General features: G+C 24.9%; 17 protein-coding genes. 14 read left to right on the top strand and 3 right to left on the bottom strand.

The features are described 5' to 3' along the window. Positions 1-9 precede the first annotated feature (9 nt). The 9 genes from O6B72_RS08460 (at position 10) to O6B72_RS08420 (ending at position 11,592) form a co-directional block, all read left to right on the top strand. A complete protein-coding gene (locus tag O6B72_RS08460; RefSeq protein ID WP_269492853.1) occupies positions 10-825 on the top strand; it encodes a hypothetical protein in 816 nt (271 codons plus the stop codon). 81 nt (positions 826-906) lie between these two features. After that, on the top strand, positions 907-7,263 hold the full coding sequence (locus O6B72_RS08455) for an SNF2-related protein (RefSeq protein ID WP_269492852.1): 6,357 nt from the start codon (positions 907-909) through the stop codon (positions 7,261-7,263). A gap of 107 nt (positions 7,264-7,370) precedes the next feature. Beyond that, complete coding sequence (locus O6B72_RS08450; RefSeq protein WP_016647450.1) at positions 7,371-7,649, top strand: calponin homology domain-containing protein; 279 nt, start codon at positions 7,371-7,373, stop codon at positions 7,647-7,649. A 3-nt stretch (positions 7,650-7,652) separates the two neighbouring features. Next, on the top strand, positions 7,653-8,546 hold the full coding sequence (locus O6B72_RS08445; RefSeq protein ID WP_269492851.1) for a zeta toxin family protein: 894 nt from the start codon (positions 7,653-7,655) through the stop codon (positions 8,544-8,546). Between the two features lie 48 nt (positions 8,547-8,594). Then, positions 8,595-9,080 (top strand): hypothetical protein, encoded by a 486-nt coding sequence (locus O6B72_RS08440; protein ID WP_269492850.1) that lies wholly within the window; start codon positions 8,595-8,597, stop codon positions 9,078-9,080. Then, complete coding sequence (locus tag O6B72_RS08435; protein ID WP_269492849.1) at positions 9,052-10,059, top strand: toprim domain-containing protein; 1,008 nt, start codon at positions 9,052-9,054, stop codon at positions 10,057-10,059. Before O6B72_RS08440 ends, O6B72_RS08435 begins: the two co-directional genes overlap by 29 nt. An 83-nt stretch (positions 10,060-10,142) precedes the next feature. Continuing rightward, the gene (locus tag O6B72_RS08430; RefSeq protein ID WP_269491815.1) at positions 10,143-10,706 is read left to right on the top strand and encodes a hypothetical protein; all 564 of its coding nucleotides are present in this window, start codon (positions 10,143-10,145) and stop codon (positions 10,704-10,706) included. Positions 10,707-10,739: 33 nt separating this feature from the next. Next, positions 10,740-11,276, top strand: coding sequence for a hypothetical protein (locus tag O6B72_RS08425; protein ID WP_269492848.1), 537 nt, complete (start codon positions 10,740-10,742; stop codon positions 11,274-11,276). Between the two features lie 10 nt (positions 11,277-11,286). Next, positions 11,287-11,592, top strand: coding sequence for a hypothetical protein (locus tag O6B72_RS08420; protein ID WP_016647454.1), 306 nt, complete (start codon positions 11,287-11,289; stop codon positions 11,590-11,592). Positions 11,593-11,642: 50 nt separating this feature from the next. Here O6B72_RS08420 and mobP1 read toward each other — a convergent pair whose 3' ends face one another. Next, positions 11,643-12,893: a MobP1 family relaxase gene (mobP1, locus tag O6B72_RS08415; RefSeq protein ID WP_269492847.1), complete on the bottom strand. Its 1,251-nt coding sequence runs from the start codon at positions 12,891-12,893 to the stop codon at positions 11,643-11,645. After that, positions 12,886-13,443 carry a hypothetical protein gene (locus O6B72_RS08410; protein WP_269492846.1) on the bottom strand — a complete coding sequence of 186 codons (558 nt, stop codon included), beginning with the start codon at positions 13,441-13,443 and terminating at the stop codon, positions 12,886-12,888. The genes mobP1 and O6B72_RS08410 overlap by 8 nt, the downstream gene beginning before the upstream one ends. Before the next feature lie 212 nt (positions 13,444-13,655). Between O6B72_RS08410 and O6B72_RS08405 the strand changes: the two genes are divergently transcribed. From O6B72_RS08405 to O6B72_RS08395, 3 genes are read left to right on the top strand one after another with little or no spacing between them, the layout of a single operon-like run. Continuing rightward, positions 13,656-13,874, top strand: a complete 219-nt coding sequence (locus O6B72_RS08405) for a hypothetical protein (protein WP_016647456.1) — start codon at positions 13,656-13,658, stop codon at positions 13,872-13,874. Between the two features lie 12 nt (positions 13,875-13,886). After that, on the top strand, positions 13,887-14,327 hold the full coding sequence (locus O6B72_RS08400) for a hypothetical protein (protein WP_269492845.1): 441 nt from the start codon (positions 13,887-13,889) through the stop codon (positions 14,325-14,327). Continuing rightward, a complete protein-coding gene (locus O6B72_RS08395; RefSeq protein WP_269492844.1) occupies positions 14,311-15,003 on the top strand; it encodes a hypothetical protein in 693 nt (230 codons plus the stop codon). The genes O6B72_RS08400 and O6B72_RS08395 overlap by 17 nt, the downstream gene beginning before the upstream one ends. Before the next feature lie 324 nt (positions 15,004-15,327). On the opposite strand, the gene O6B72_RS08390 is transcribed toward O6B72_RS08395, so the two are convergent. Next, on the bottom strand, positions 15,328-16,242 hold the full coding sequence (locus O6B72_RS08390; RefSeq protein ID WP_269492843.1) for a helix-turn-helix domain-containing protein: 915 nt from the start codon (positions 16,240-16,242) through the stop codon (positions 15,328-15,330). Positions 16,243-16,720: 478 nt separating this feature from the next. On the opposite strand from O6B72_RS08390, the gene O6B72_RS08385 reads away from it, so the two are divergent. Both O6B72_RS08385 and O6B72_RS08380 read left to right on the top strand, forming a co-directional pair. After that, positions 16,721-17,614, top strand: coding sequence for a helix-turn-helix domain-containing protein (locus O6B72_RS08385; protein WP_016647461.1), 894 nt, complete (start codon positions 16,721-16,723; stop codon positions 17,612-17,614). A 59-nt stretch (positions 17,615-17,673) separates the two neighbouring features. Then, complete coding sequence (locus O6B72_RS08380) at positions 17,674-18,087, top strand: EexN family lipoprotein (protein ID WP_269492842.1); 414 nt, start codon at positions 17,674-17,676, stop codon at positions 18,085-18,087. The last annotated feature ends 244 nt before the right edge of the window (positions 18,088-18,331 follow it).

Below are 18,331 nucleotides of genomic sequence, written 5' to 3'. Positions count from 1 at the left end.
GGATTTATAATGGAAAATGAAAATATCAAAAATGATGAATATATATCAACAAACAAAGAAAACACTAAAGAAAATGAAGAAAAACCAAATTTTTCCATAAAAATCACACCTGATAAAAATTTTAGTCCTGAGTTTAAGAAGTTTTTTAAAAAAACTGGTATTTTTGACAAAATTCATAGTGGCGATAGTGCTATCGCTGTTATGCAGATGGTTAATGAATTAGACCAAATAGTTAAAGAAGAAAATTTTAACAAAAATAAATTTCCTAAAGAAACTTTAAATTTTGAAATTCAAACTCCAAGTGGAAATAAATTAGATTTTAATGCACCAATGGGAAGAAATTTATTTCAAGATGGAAATTTAGAAAAGCTCATAAATATTGGCACTGAAAAAATAACAAATAATGTATTGAATGAAGATGACAAAAGAGATTGGAAAAAAATTTTTGAAAAAGATCAAAATAAAAAATATAAGATTAAAGTTAATACTCAATCTATAGAAAAAGCCATTGATGGTGGAATAGATGAACTTGCAAAAGCAGGAAAAGGTCTTGGAGATGATAATTTAGAAGCTTTTTTAGTTGCTTTTACAAATTCATATGGACTAGATAGAAAATTTAATTTTCCTAACGAAAACAACAATAAAAATAATGATAAAGAACAAAATAAAGAAAATGAAAATCCTATAAATAAACAAAATAATGCTATCACAGAAAAAGAATTAAGCAATATAGAAAAATTATCAAAAGAAGCTGTATCAAAAATAACTAAAACAAAAGAAAAAGAAAAAGGAATTTCAAAACCTACAAGTTTAGGTATCAGTTAAAAGAATATAATTTATATTAATATAATAGAATTTATATTAAGTTAATATTAAGAATTTTTTATTATAATTTCAGGAAAAGATATGCCAAAGAGAAAACAAAAACAAGAGTGGTGGGAAGGCGGACTATTTGAAGAACTTTATAAAAATAAAGTTGATACACTAGATGAATATCTAAAAGGAGAAGCAGATGAAAGCAGCTTGGGAAATGACACCGAAAGAAAAAGAGAATTGGAAGAAAGAAATGTCACAGAAATGGATACTAAGGGAGACTACACCACTAGAAGAAGCACAATGGCTAACGGGGATGAATATCCAATCGATTCTGATAGGCGAGAATTCCAATCCTCTATGGACACAAATAGACAGCAATACGGACTATCCAAGGGAGAAACAACCCAAAATGGAAGTATTTCAGGTAGCAATAGAATATATGAAAGAGAAGAGAAATCTAACATCTCCACTAATAACAAACGACTTAATGAGCCTATTCAACTTGAATTCGATTTTACAACTGAACTTAGTAGAGATGTATCTCTCAACCTTGATAATCAATGGTTGCGACAAGGAGATGAAATACATAATGAACGATGGGATACATTGCCTACAAATAGCAAGCAGAATTCAAGAGCATCTAATACTTCTAGCCTATACGAGCAAACAAGCCAAAGAGAAGATAAAGATGATGGGATTTTGGCAAATGCAGGAGAGTCTAGGAATTCCGTATTACATAGGATACAAGATAGCAAAGATCTATATGATGATAGACACAAAATATCTACCAAATGGAATGACCTGGAAGGAACTTCTAGCAGTGGGAGCATTCAAGGAGAGCTGGGCGAACAGCCAAGCAGTGAAACTAATCAAAGCAGTGGAAGATTTAGACAAAATCAGTCACCCAATGCGATACATAGTGATGAAATTACGAAAGATGAATATCATCAAAACAGACAACGAGCAGGTGGAATTTTTTCTCAAATTGAACAAAATAGCGATGGAATCATCAACGATTTACAACCTATTAGAAGAGAAACAAGCAGAAAAATACAACAAGATGGAAGTTTTCAAACTAGAAGATCTGGAGAAAATAATAACAATCAAAGAGATATTAGAAACTCCACTATAAAGCCAACTTCAACCTATAAAAATGAGGATTTTATCTATCAAGATGAAATTCTCATTAAAGGTAAAAAAGATAGATTTTATAAAAATTATGAAGCTATAAAACTTACAAAAGAACTAACTAAAATAAAAAATGATGCTATAAACAATAATAATTTTTTCACAATTACAAAAGAAGAACAAACTATTATCTCACAATTTACAGGCTGGGGCGGTGTTAGTGAAGCTTTTGATGAAAACAATCAAAACTTCAAACAAGAAAATACACTTTTAAAAAATTTATTGACCGAAGAAGAATATAAAGAAGCAAAAGAAACTATCACAAACGCATATTTTACGCCTCAAATTTTGGTAAATACCATACATAAAGCACTTAATGAAATGGGAATTAATAGTGATAATAATAAAAAAAGAGTGCTAGAGCCGAGTGCTGGAAGTGGTGCTTTTTTAAAACCAAATCCAAATTTTGAATATTTAACTATTGAAAAAAATCATCTTAGTTCCGATATGCTATCTTTACTTTTTCCAAATCAAAAACACTATGCTATGGGATATGAAGACGACTTAGCCAATCAAAACATTACTAAATTTGATGCAATAATAGGAAATCCACCATTTGGAGAAATAGCCATTATAGATAAAAATAGGGCTTTAAAAGAAGATATTCCAAGAATGTCTCTACATAACTTTTTTGCTGCAAAATCTGCTTCACATATGCTAAAAGATGATGGAATTATGGCTTTTGTTATCTCTACTAAATTTCTAGATTCAAAAACAGATATAACAAGAAGATATATAGACAATTACGCAACTTTTTTAGGTGCTGTAAGACTACCTGAAAATACCTTTGATAGCACTCACTCATCAACTGATATTGTATTTTTTAAAAAAGGTAAAGATTTAAATTTAAACAACAATTGGCTAAATGTAGAAAATTTTAAAGAGAGCAAAGAAGTAATTAATAATTATTTTTTAGAAAATCCAAACAATATTTTAGGAAATTTAGAAATTCAGATTAGATCTCACGGAGAAGAGCTAGTTTGCACAAAAAACTCAAATTTAAATTTAGAAAATGAACTAAATAGATTTGTTGAAACATTACCAAAAAATATCTATAAATTCCACAAAAATGAAACAAAAATTAATGATGAGATTTATCTTGATGAGATAATAGATGCAAATTATTATAAAGATTTAAAACAAAATAATTATTTTATATTCAATAATGAAATTTACATTAAAAAAGGCGAAATAAATAATGCAAATGGTATTCTTGCTACAAAGCCTGAACTAAAACCAGCACAACAAGAAAGAGTTAAAAATTTTATAAATTTAAGAGATGCACATAAAGAGTTAATTGAGCTTGAAAAAACGGATATTAGCGATGATGATAACCAATTAATCCAGGCAAGAGAAAAATTAAATAATTTTTTAGATATTTATCATAAAAAATGTGGTTTTTTGCATAATTCAAGCAGAAAAAGTGGAATCGATCAGGATGTAGATTACGCTAAAATTGCATCACTTGAAAAAAACTACCAAAAAGCAATAAGTCCTGAATTGGCTTTAAAAAATGGTGTCACACCAAGAAAAGAAAGCTGTGAAAAAGCAAATATTTTAATACACAGAGTAATAAAACCAAAATCAGAAATTAAATTTGACAATGAGTTTGATGGATTAATTGCCAGTATAAACAAATACGGCAAACCAAATATAGAATATATAGCTAAAACTTTAAATAAAACTAGCAATGATGTTGCAAATAGTCTAATATCTGAAAATCAAATTTTTTTAGATCCAATTAAACTATCGCAAGGCGAAAAAGAATTTGTTTTATCCGCTAAATATCTATCAGGAGATGTAAGAGAAAAATTAAAAATAGCCAAAGATATAGCCAAGACTTTTCCTGAAATAAATAAAAATATAGAAAGTTTAAAAGAAGTCATTCCAACAGATTTAAAACCAAGCGAAATAGATGCACCTATGGGAGCTAGTTGGATACCATTAAAATATTATAATGACTTTTTTGAAAGTGAATTTGGAATTTCACAAGAGTTTTGGCATTTAAGTAGAAGCAACCTAACAGGTGAGTGGAAATTTGAAGGTCAAACCCATCCTATGACTATATACAATGAAAGAAGACTTAGTTTTGAAAGATTTTCACCTTATAACATATGCACAAATGCCCTACAAAACTCCAGTATTGTCATTAAAAAAGAAACTGGCAATCAGTTAAGAGATGCTAATGGAAATCTAAGATTTGATAAAAATGACAATCCTATAATGGAAAAAGTAGTAGATGTTGAAAAAACTCAAAAAGTTAATAGCTTAATACAAAGTGTTAGAGAAAAATTTGATAATTGGATATGGAAAGATTATGAAAGAAGAACTGATCTTTGCGAAATATATAACAATACTTTTAATTGCTATGCACACAAACATTATGATGGAAGCGATTTAAAGCTAGATAGTTTAAATTCGAACATAAATTTAAGAAAACATCAAAAAGATGCCATTTTTAGAGCTATAAATGAGCAAAATTGTCTTTTTGATCACGAAGTTGGAGCAGGTAAAACATTAACTGCAATTTGTTCTGTTATGAAACAAAAGGAATTGGGGATTACAAACAAGGCACTTATTGCGGTTCCAAATCATTTAGTTAATCAATGGTCTGATGAATTTTACAATGCATATCCAAATGCAAATTTGTTAATAAGTGATGAAAAATCGGTATCACCACAAAACAGAGAAGAGTTTTTTGGCAAAATTATGAATGGAGAATATGATGCTATTATAATTTCTCATTCTCAGCTTGAAAAAATTCCAGTTCCACCAGAAATAGAACAAAATGTTATGAGCAGACAAATTGAAGAGTTAAGAGAAAGTATAGATTTTGCTGAAAAAAACGATGAAAATATTCGCCCAGCTTCAATAAAACAAATGCAAAAAAGATTAAATTCTTTAGAAGAAAGATTAAAAGAGAAATTAGATAAAGATAACAAATCCAAAGCTTTAAATTTTTCTGATTTGGGAATTGATTACCTGGTAGTAGATGAAAGTCATATGTATAAAAATTTACCATTTTCTACACATTTAAAAGTAAAAGGTTTAGGAAACCAAGCAGGATCTAAAAAAGCTCTATCTATGTATTGTTTTACAGAATATTTAAATAATAATGATAAAAAAATACTCTTTCTTACTGGAACGCCTATTTCTAACTCTTTAACTGAGCTTTATAATATTAATAAGTATTTAATGCCTAGTGATTTAGAAAAAAAAGGTATTGGTTCATTTGATGCTTGGGCTAGTAACTTTGCAAAAATAGAAAATGTGCCTGAACTAAACGCAACAGCACAAAATTTTAAAATTGTAAGTAGATTTACAGCACTTAATAATTTGCCTGAAGTGTGTGGAGCTTACGGAGAGATTGCTGATATTGTAACGAACTCAGACATTAAAAAACACTATACTCACTATGTTCCTGAAGTAAATATTATAAAAAGCGTATCACCAATAAGCAAAGAACAAAGATTTTATATAGGTGTCCAGGATAAAGATGGAAACTATAACGAAGGCTCTATTATTGCAAGAATGGAAAAATTAGGAAGTGGCTCTTTTGATCCAAAAATAGATAATCACTTAAAATGCACAAGTGATGCAAAAAAAGCAGGAATTGACTTTAGACTAATAGATCCAAATGCACCTGATTTTGAAAAATCTAAAATGAACAATTGTGTTAAAAATATAGTAGAAGAATACCACAATTGGGATAAAGAAAAAGGAACTCAACTAGTATTCTTAGATATAGGAACACCTCGCCAAACAAATCAACTATCTACAAATTTAAATATCGATACTGAAAATAACAAACAAGAAAAAGATTTTATTAATATAAATGAAATTATCGAAGATGATGTAGATTTTGATCAAGAAGAAGATAGAGATAGCGATGAAAATTCATTTTTTCTTTATGGAGATTTATATAAAAAGCTAGTAAAAGCAGGTATTCCAAGAGAAGAGATAGCTTTTATACACGATACTGGCGGAAGCAATGCTAAAAAACAAGAGTTGTTTCAAAAAGTAAATAGTGGCGAGATAAGAGTTTTAATAGGCTCAACAGCAAAAATGGGAGCTGGAACAAATGTTCAAGAACGAGTAACAGCAATACACCATTTTGATGTGCCGTGGCGACCAAGTGATTTTATTCAAAGAAATGGAAGAGTTATAAGACAAGGAAATGTTTTATTTGAAAAAGATCCTGATAATTTTAAGATAAAAGAATTTCGTTATGTAACTGAAAATACCTATGATGCAGTTTCGTGGCAAATTATAGAAACTAAATCAAATTCATTAGTAAATTTTAGAAAAGGCTTAGTTGATGGCAGAACCTTGAGTGGCTTTGAAGAAGAAGCAGCAAGTGCGGCTGAAATGAAAGCTGCTGCAACTGGAAATCCACTTATAATTGATCAAGTAAAATTAAAAAGTGCTTTAGATAAAGAAGAAATTTTATATAAAAACTTTTTAAATGATATAATAAATGCCAAAGACACAATAGAAGCCAATAATAAAAAGATTGACTATCTTAAAAAAGATATTATAAATTTACAACTTGCTCAAAATACGCTCAATAACAATCAAAATGAAAATTTTCAATGCATTATGTTATCTCCATATGGATCTAAATATAGCACAGAGTATGAAAGAAAATTTGATATACCAAAAGACAGAAATGATGATTTTGTAAAACTAGAGCAAGAATCTATGAATAATATATTTTTAGAAAATTTTAAAAATATATCTGTATATGAAAGAAATATAATGGAAATTATGAGATATAAGGGTTTTACAATATATGGTGGATGGAGCGATAATCCAAAAGAGATATCTTTTACAATACAAGACAGAACAGATGGCAAAATAACTAATTTTTATCCTGAAAACTTACATTATAAGATAGATGACAATAACCTTTTTACTCATATTTCCTTTAATGGTTTTATAAGAAGATTAAACAATTATCTAAATAAAGAAAATCTATTAAAAGAAGAAAATAAAAACAAAGAAACAATTAAATCATTAGAAAAAAATACAGCTGATTTAAAAGTTTATTTAAATGAAAATGAAACCTATAAAAAGCAAAATATACTAAATTTATTAAGGGATGAAAATAAAATTATTATAAACGAATTAGCAAAATCATCTAAAAATCCAGCTTATAAAAGTTCATTTAAGTCAAAATTTTTAGAAAGTCAAAATTTAAAAAACAATAGGATAATAAACAATGAAAATAACCAAGAAAAAAACAAAGAAATTTTATAATTTATTTTATATTAAAATAATAGATTTTATATTACTTTAATTTTTATTATAGTATAATTTTTATAAAATAAAAAATGAGTAACAAACTTAAAAAGAAAGGATTTAAAATGGGTATAAATTTAGACTTAGATTGGGATAGAGCTATGAGTGGCGATGAATTTGAAATTTTAAGATCCAAATGCGATTACTGTGCGGATTTGATAACTCGACTTATGAGAGAGAAAAATATAGTAGATAGAAGTTATAAAAATGATGATTTGAATAATTTTTGGGATTTAACAGACAAAATTTGGCAAGAATACTCAAAAGAAAAAACCTATGATGAGTGCAAAAAGATTTTAGCAGATGAGCGAGATAGAATCATAAAAAAATATAAATTGAGATAAAAAATGACAGATTTAGAAAAATTATCAAATTTTACAGAACAAGACATAATTAATGCAGCTGATGATAGATGGAGTAGAATTTCAAAGCATTGTCATCGTCAAAACCAAACTCCAAAGCTTTATTTAGTTGGCGGACAACCAGGAGCTGGAAAATCAACAACAATTAGTAAAATACAAAGATCTATGGATAATAATTGTATTATTATAAATTTAGATGACTATAGAGCTTTGCATCCAAATGCAAGAGAGATTTATGAAAAAGGTGTAAAAGATAGTGATGATTATTCAATCTATACAAATCCATTTATGAGAGAAGTTGGCGAAAAACTTATCGATAAAGCTATAGAAAATGGTTATAACGTCATACTGGAGCGAACTTTAAGCTCAACCGATACAGTAAGCAAACAATTAGATAAATTTAATAAAAATGGATATGAGTTAAATCTCTATGTAGTAACTTGCAATAAAAATCATAGCATAAGCTCAGCTGAGCAAAGATATTTACAACAAAAAGTAGATTTTGAAAAAGATAAAAAAGATGAAGAACCACCAAGAAAAATATCTAAAGAATTTCAAAAAGAGTGTTATGAAAATTTGGGAAAATCAACTCAAACATTAGCACAAAAATATGATTTTAAAGATATTAAAATTATATACAGAAGCCTACAATATAAACAACATTGTGTTTTTGATAAAAATGATAAAACTAAATTACATAATGAAGAAAAAATAGAAAAATTAATATCTCGTATAGTAAATGGAAAAAATAAAGCTATAACCAATGAAGAGTTAAATAGTGTCAGCAAAGAAACAGATAAAGCAGTAAGAAATATTTTTAAACAAAAAGAAAGAAATAACAAAGAAAATAAAAAAGAAAGCAACAAAGAAATTTTATAATCTATTTTATATTATTTTAATAGATTTTATATTTAGTATGGAGAAGCAATGAAAAATAAAATTTTAATAATGAGCCTAGTTGTAGTATTTAGTGCTTTACTTATAATAGGCATTTATTATAATACAGAAGATAGTATGGGCAATTATCTTATACAAATATTTATAGCTTTAGCTTTTGCAGCTATAATAGAATTTTCAAGAATAATAATTTTTTATCAAAAAAAATCAAATTTTAATTTATTTCTTGTTGCATTTATTATAATGCTTATTGCAACAGAAATAGGAAAATGGACTAGATTTTATCAAGACAAACATATTATTTATCAAGATTTTAGAGGGTTTGAAACTTTATACTATGGCGGAAAAAAAGCAATAGAAATTAATAGTGATAAAATAGGATCAGTTTGGTTTTTAAAAGAAGATGAAACAACATTTATATTGTTCGATGGGACAAAAATAGAATGCCTTAAAAACGAATGTAATATTGTAGAAAATAAGGAAAAAAATGCAACTTACAAAAGAACAAACAGCTGAAATACTAAATGCATTAGGATACCAAATCGATCGTTCTTATAAATTTAAAATAAGAGATGAACACACTCCTAGTGCTTCTATAAATCCAAAAGATGGAAAAATTAAAGATTTTGGAAGTGGATGGTATGGCGATATAGTAGATTTTTTAGTAGAATTTCACAACTATCAGCAAAAAGATGCTTTTAGAAAAATTAGCTCAATGTTAAATCTAAATACAGATAATAGTTTTACAAATTTTAAATCTTATGAAAATATCAAAAAAGAAACTTCCAGTATGCCACATTACATATCACAAAGTATAATTGATAATTTTCAAAAAGAAAGAAAAGAGAATTTCAGTAGATTTTGGGAACTTTTAAGTCAAACAATGCCAACAGCAAATAAAGAGCAAAAAAGAGAAATTGCAAAAAAATATGAAATTGGATACTCAAAAAAAGCCGATAGATTAATTATGCCAATCAGAGATGAAAATGGTAATTGCCTAACATTTTGGAAATACAACCCGACTCCAACTCCTTTTATTGGTAGTGATGGTGGTGTTATACAATTACCAAAAGTTATGTTTTCAAAAAACAGACAAAGAACCTTATTTGATATAAAAAATTTAGAAAAATTTAGTAAAAATAATGAGCCTATTTTTATTTTAGAGGGTGAAAAAGACTGCTTAAATGCACTAGCAAATGGATTTAATGCTATAACACTAGGTAGTGCAACACAAAATATAGATAATAAATTTTTAAACTATTTTAAAGATAAATATGTTGTTATAGCATATGATTTTGACGAGAGCGGAAAAAACGGTTCGAAAATTTTAGAAAAAGATTTAAAAGGCATTACTAAAAAAACTGAAATTATAGATTGGGAAAAAATAGCAAAAAAACTAGGTTTTACTGATAAATTAAAAAAAGGTTTTGATTTTACTGATTATTTAAAAATCATATCATCAAATAGTAAAATAATAGAAAAAAATATAAATTAATATTTTATATATTAATATAATATTTTTAAAGTTAATTTAATATAAAATAAAGTATAATTATAAAAAATTTAAAAAGGAAATTTATGAAAATATCTTTACTTAATAAAAAGGGTGGAGTTGGTAAGACACCTTTTGCTTTTAGCATAGCCAAAGATTTAGATTTATTTTTACAAAGTAATGATAATTCTTGCATAGAGCAAATTTATCCAAATAAAGCTATGATCTCAAATGAAGTAAAACCATTAGATGATTGTGTTTATGACTTTGGTGGTTTTAATGCAAGTGGTGTTTTAGATATCATAAAAATCTGTAATTGTATAATAGTGCCTTGCTTACCAACATATAATTCGTTTTTAAGAACATTGGAAACAATAAAAGAAATTGAAAACATAAACCCCAATATTGTAATTTTGGCAACTGATTATAAAGATGATAAAGAAAAAGATTTCTTAATGAGTGAGTTAGAAGTGAGATATAAAAACTTTCCTATATATTATTTTAAAAACTCTAAAATATTAAATAATGCAATAAATACTGGTATGTCTTTTATGGAACTTTATAATGAAAATGGTTTATCAAAAAATAGTTATGCAAATTTTATAGATGAATATAAAAAATTACTTTATAAAATTAAGGCTTATAAATAATATGTTTTATATCAATATAATAAAAGGATTTTTATGATATTTGATGAAATGAGTGAAGAAGACAAATTATATGAAGCAAATCTAAAAAGAATGCAAGAAGAAGATGCAAAAAGAGAAAAACAAATACAAAAAGATTGGAATAAAACAGAAACACAGTTTATGGGCTGGACTATAAATTTAGCATTTTATGTTGGAATACTATACTTTTGTTTTTTTATAATATATTGGCTTGGTATTTTAGTTTTATTTTTAACTGTTTCAATAATATTATCATCTCCAATTATAAGACTTATTGGGTTTTCAAATTTTATAGATTTTTTATTATTACTTATTCTAGCTGGATTTTTTACAGTATTAACATCACCTGAAATATTAAATTACAACATTAAAATTTGGACACCTAGCTTGAATAATTCTTGGGAATTAATAAAAAATATAGGTTTTGAAAATAGTATAGGAATAGTTTTATTATCGTTTTTAATGCTAAAATTTTTTGGAAAATATATAATAAATTTGATTTTATCGATTAATATATTTTTTATAAATTTTGCTTTTAATTTTAAAAAATAAAGGATACAAAATGGCAGAAAAATTAAACATCAACATCAAAGATGCTCTTAAGCAACAAGAAGACTTACAAACCTTTAAAAAGGCTGATAAATTGGCTAAAAAGCCTAAAAGACAAACAACACAAGTAAGTATTTATTTACATAAAGATGAACTTGAATATTTAGATGATATGTGCGAAAAAGAATTTATAGCCAGAAATGCATATATGAGAAAGTTATTAGTCAAGGATATGGAGCTTAATAAAATTTTAAAAGATAAAGGTATTAACATAACAGAATTTAAAGAAACTATGATAAGAAAAGCTCTTGATATTTAGAATATTATTTATATTATTATAATAGTTTTTATATCTATATAATATAAAAACTATTCTATATTTTTATATTTTTGATTTTTTATTGGATTATCTTTTTTCTTAATCTCTAACGATCTTTTTCTACTATATTTTTGTTTATCAAAGACTTCGTTATCATTTTTTCTATTGTCATTAATATCATCAGAATTTATGCCGATAATTTCATTAGGTGTAAAATTTTTTAATGGTTTTAGTGCCTTTTCTTTTTTATTTTCAATCGACACATCCCACATTTTTTTATAACTTGTTTTTTGACATAAAATACCAGTTTTTTTATCTCTAAATTGCACTACTACTGGTTTTTCACCTGTTATTGCAAATCTACAATAATCTCCTGTCCTAACATCGTTTTCCTGAACTACTCTTTTTAGATCATCAGCCCAAATATCTATATCTTGTCCTTTTGTAGTTCTATATCTAACATAAAAACTTTTTTTATTATTTATATCAAATTTATAATGAGCCTCTCCGTAACTTATAACTTCATAGTAGTGATTTTTATGCTCTGGTTTTTTATAATCATCTCTTAATTTTATTACCTTGTCATTTAAAAATTCATCAGTTTTAAAATTTATACTATCTTTTTTTATTGTAGCAGTTGCATCTATTTTTAAAGCTCTTAACTCTTTTGCAAAAATTGCCCGCATATATGCTAAGTCGGATTTTTTTGGATTTATTCTTTTGCCATTTTTATCTCTTACTTTTACTGCAATATGACAATGTGGATTGTCTGTATCATTGTGCATAGCTATCACGAAATAATTATTTGGATAAATTTCTTTCATAGTTTTTATACTTGCTTCTTTTATCTTTTTTAATGGTGCATCGTTATAATCTTTCATAGAAAAAACAAAATGTAAAACTTCTCTTTTTTCTTTTAAACTATTGTTTCTTATTTCATTTTCAGTAGGAATTTCTATAATTTCATTAAAAGAATTTGACATATTTTTTAAATCATCTTTTCCAAAAAAAATATTTTCATCACTATTTTCAATTTCTAATTCGCCATTTCTAGATATATATTTCAAATGTGCCTTTAACGATCCAAAATTTTTGCTAGAGCCAGTTATTTTAATAACTACTTCAGTTTGTTTTTTTGTATAATTTTTTACAGAAAATATAGGTTGTTTTGAATGATATTTATAACTACCAATTTTATTTTTATATGAGTATGAGTTTTTTTGTTTTTTATCTAATTCGGTAAAAACTTTTTTAGCTATAAATAAATCATCAAGTTCATCTTTTTTATATTTTTTAACCATTAATTACTTTCAAATTTAATATTTTTTTATATTCAGTTATCAAATCATTTATTTCTAAAATTTTATCATCTATCTCTTTAAAAACATCAGCCAACTTATCAAAGTTTATATTAAATTCATATGATTTTTTAGTTCTAAGAAGTTTAACTATTTCATTAATATTTCTACCAAGTTTATTTAAATCATTTGTAGTATTTACCAACTCTAACATCTCTATATTATTAAAAAGTTTTTTATTTTCATCAGCCATATAATTCAATAAAATGAATTTAATTATTTGTTTAACTGAACTAAATCCATTATAAGAAGATAACATATCAAAATATTTATATTCTTTTTTTGATAAATTTACTCTAACAGATTTAAATTTACTATCATCATCTAATCTTATAATGTTTTTTTTAATATCATAGTCACTGTTAAAAAAATTATAGATAGCAGCATTAACAATAGATGAAAAATTATAGCCAATATCTTTACTTATAAGCTCTTCAATATTTTTATAGTTTTCAGCATCAATTCTAATTGTTTTTAAAACTTTTTTATCCATTTATATCCTTATGAGCTTCGCAGAAATTCGCCTTTTTGGTTTTATAATGTATTACATTTAAACCAAAAAGGCTATCCTGCAATATAACTATTTATAACGAAATTATAGCATATTTTATTTATTAAAAAATTAAAAAATTTATAGCATATTTTTATTTACAATATAAGTAAATTTAGATATAATTATCAAATAAAACCACTAAAGGATAAACTATGAAAATACAAGAAGAAATAGATAGATATAAAGAAAAAATAAAAACTTTGCAAAAAAAGAAAAATGAAACGATTAAAAAAGATAAAGAGATTATAGGAGATTTTATTATAGCTCAATCAAAAAAAGATGAAAATTTTAAAACAAAAATTATAGAAGCTATTTCTCAAAATAATAATGATAAAATTTTAAATATTTTTAAAAATTATATAGATAAATAAAAGAGCATAAAAATGAATATAATAAATAAAATTTCTAAGACAATAAAAGATGAAAAACTTTTAAAGGAAATTGAAGAATATTTTATTAAAAATGAAATAGATTTTTATTTTTCATATATGACAATTAAAAAAAATGTAATATCAGAATATGGTTATCTTTTAAATTATGTTTCAAATGGTAAAGTAGAAACTTTTGATGATCTAAATAAAGTTTTAGAAAACAAAGAAATTATACTAAAAAATATAGATGATGAATTGTCAAAAGCAGTTTTAGTAGAAGGAGCATATTATAATATTTCAAATGAAAGTGCAAGAACAAATATGGAAGATCTTAAAACAATAATTTTAACTATTTCAAATTTAAAAGAATATGCTAAAACTTTAAATTTAAGTCTTGATGAAATTTTAGAAATTTATAAAAATAAAGAGATAAAAAATGAAACAAAAAATTGATTATTTTAAAAAGAATAAAATAAACTTATTTTCACAAGAAAGACTAAAATCATACTCATTACAAGAAGATAAAAAAGATATAGAAATTCAATTAAAAAGACATAATAATAATCTAAACTTAATTCAAAGAATTACAAAAGATTTAGCTTTAATTGAAATAGGTTTGAGAAATATTTTAAATTTTTATATGATTGAAGTTTCAAACAATACTGACTGGATTGAAAACTACAGAAGCAAAACAATAACTAACTACAATAGCATAATCTCTAATATTAAAAAAAGATATCCAGTAGATAAACAAGATATTTTAAACAATAATCAACTTTTATCTAATTTAACTCTTGGAGTAATCATAAAAATATTAAAAGAAAAAAACATATCAGATCAAATTTTTAATTTTACAAATTTGAATTTAAAAAAATACCACATAAAAAATAGAAATAGAAAATTAAAAAATAATAATAAATCAAGACTAACAAATAAAGAGAAAACAAATATTATGTTGTCTCTTTTATCAGACATAAGAAATAGATCTTTTCACTGGGAAAGTTTGATTAAAATAAGAGAAAATGGTTATCCTAGATTATCAACAAATGAATATAACATTCTTACAAGCATTGAAGCAGACAAAATTGAAATTTTTTTAAGTGACATTTTGGAAGAAATTTATAAATAGAAATTTGGGGGGAACTAGCCCACCCTCGAACTTCAATTTAATTGTATCATAAAAACTTTAATTTTAAATAAAAAAATTAAAGTTTTTTTTATTTTATTTTTTTCTTTTACTAGTAAAATTTAAAATAATGATTTTTTAAGAATTCTCCTAAATTTCTTAAATTTTACACCTAAACTTAAATAAATTTACCCACTTTAAGCTTTCTAAACTTAAAATAGATTTTTTAAATTTAGCAAAAGTCCATAATATCATAATTACTAAATTTAGTATTGAAAATTGCACTTTTCATAATTTTATAGAATATTTAAAAACCATACTGTAATTTTAAATATTTTTCTTAGCATCTTTTTGTTGCTGATCTTTTATAATATCCGTGCATTTAATAAAAAAATCTCCATATCTATCTTTGTTAAAATATTCTAAATCAAAAAGATCTGTTAGTAAAAATGATAAATGAGAATTATGTAAAATATTTTTAGGATAAAATTCTCTAGATAAAAGTTTTTCATAATCTTGTTCAGAAAGTTCTAATAATCGAACTCCAGAATAATAAAACTTTTTATAGAATTTATATAAATCATATAAGGCAACACACTCACTTGCTTCCATAATAAACTCATCACCTATGCAAAAATCGGTATGATATATATCATACATTCCATCTTTATTTTCAATTATTATTTTTGTATAAAAACCATCTTTTTCACAACGAACAATATATGCTTGTTTATACTGTGGAAATTCTTCAATTAGTTGTTTTATAAAATTTGCTTCAAGAAATTTGAGATCAAAAGGTTTTCCTTTTCCACTCAAAAGCCAATCGTTTGAAATTTTAAATTCATTTGAAAATTTAGATAAAAAATCAAAAGATGGATAAATTTCTAAATTCAAAACCCTGTCTAAATATTCAAAACTAATTTCATTAATTCTTTTTGCAGCTTCTACTATAGTCAATTTATATTCATTCAAAATAAATTTTATTCTATTAGCTAATTCTTTTTTTTCATTACTTACAAAACAAGTTTTATCTTTAATAGCTTCTAATAAAAAGTCATTAAATTTATTCATAGTTTTTTTAAGACTATTATTTTCTAATAAAGATTTTAATGCAACTTTTGCAGTTTGAGACATTCTATCTGAATCACTCCAAGAATCAATAGTGTATTTTGAAATACCAAGCATTTTTGCCAACTCTTCTCTATTTATATTTAATTCATCACATACTTTTTGATGTAACATTCAAAATCCTTTTTTATGTAATTTTACATAATTATAGCTTATTTTTAGTAAAATACAAAATAAAATATAAAAATATGTATCTAATTATTTTTTTCTTTAATGGTGGGGTGTGGGGTAAAACCCCACATAAAATAAAAGTTCAAAATTTCGCCTTGCGAAATTTTGATTTACCTATGTGTTGTTTTTTGATTTTTTTAGAAAATTTCTTCTAATATATATAAAGATGTGTTCATTTACTTTTTATTTAATAGCTAAACAACGATTTTAAGGATATTTGAAAGCTTTTATTCCTATTTTGAAATATTCCCTACGGAATAATATTATTCCCTACGGAATATCTTTATGCCCTGTGGAATATTCTTATTTTTGTTAAAAATTAACGAATTTTATTAAAAATAGATAGAATTTTATTCATTTTATGAAATATATTCTATTTTAAGAATATATTTGTATAATTACAGCAACAGAAGGAGTTACTATGAATAGCACTAAAATAATAGATCTTAATGATACTAAAACTACTGAAACAATTTACAAAAATGAAAAAGATATAATAAATCATAAAACAGGCGAAGTTATATCTCAAGAACAAAGTAGAATTGTCAGAGAAAGAAAAAAAGAAAGATTTATAAAAGTTTTTGTTGATAATTTAGATTATGTGATTGATAATTTTTCAAATATGGAAAAAAATGTGTTTTTATCTTTGCTTAAAGAGATGAATTACTACAATGTCATAAAACTTGATAGTGGATTGAGAAAAACATTAGAAATTAGTGCTAATATATCACAAGGAACTGTTTCAAAAACTATAAATAAACTCATCGAAAAAAATGCAATTATTAAAATAAATGAAATAAATAAAGATGAATTTGGTATTGTTTTTTTTACAGGAAAAGAGTATGTAGTTAATCCACAATTGGTAGGAAGTGGTTCTTTTAAAGAACTTTCAAGAATGAGAAGAGTTATTGTAATGGACTATGACTTTGAAACACTTGAATCAAATAAAGAAATACAGCTAGAAGTTAAGTATGATGGCTTTGATGAAGTATATAAAAATCCAGATAAACACGAAATCGCTGGTGTAAAACAAACATCTACAATTGATGGAAAATTTAAAACAACTGAAGTCGCAATTAGAGAAAAACAATATAAAAAAGATGATGAGTATGTAATTGACGCATATGACACGCAAGAAACCTTAGAAATAGAGCCTGTTTTAAAAGATATTGATGAAAATGGTAGATCGATATCTCTTAGTGATAGAGAATTGGATCTTGCTATTAAAAACGCAGAAAATGAACAAAAAAAATTAGAAAATGAAAATCTTAGAATGAAAATAGAGCTTATAAAACTACAAAAAGAAAATAAATAGATTAAAAATTAAGTTTTATTTTGTTAAAATATAATAATTTTTTAATAATGGAGTAAAAAATGAAGAGAAAATTTTTAATTTTGACTAGTTTTTTAATGGCTGTGACTGTTGGATGTTCTGCTAATGTAAAATCAATTGATTTTTACGAGAAAAACGATGAAGCAAGAGAACAAAAAATAATCGAATGTAGAAATAAAAATTTTGATGATATGTCAAAAAAGCAACAAGAGGATTGCAATAATGCACAAAAAGCTGAGGCAAATATTGCAAAATTTCAATCAAATAAATCAACTTTTAGAGCAAACTTAAATGCATATTGTGCATCTCAATATTATCCTAGTGATAAATGCGTTAAATATGTTGATAAATGTTTTCTTGATAGTTTGGAAAATTCAAAAAGTTTATTATCATATGATGAATTTGTAGCAATAGAAGAAAAATGTATAGAAGAATATACTTCAAAAAATAAATAAAATTTTAATTTGTTTAAATAGTGTTTATTACTAAGCACTATTTAATAATTTTTATATTAAAATACCATAATTTTAATCTAGGAGATAAAAATGTTTAAAATATTTTTAAAGACCAGTAGAGAGAGAGAGAGAGAGAGAGAGAGAGAGAGAGAGAGAGCCGTTATTTGATAATGGTTATCAAAAATTAACACTTCTTTCAAAACCTTCTTTTCTTTCTAAACTTTCAAAACACAACAGTTTAAGC

The organism is Campylobacter ureolyticus (assembly GCF_027277485.1).
In the GTDB taxonomy this organism is placed as follows: Bacteria; Campylobacterota; Campylobacteria; order Campylobacterales; family Campylobacteraceae; genus Campylobacter_B; species Campylobacter_B ureolyticus_B.
Note: the sequence above shows the minus strand (reverse complement) of the source record. Positions and strands in the feature narration are given on the sequence as shown.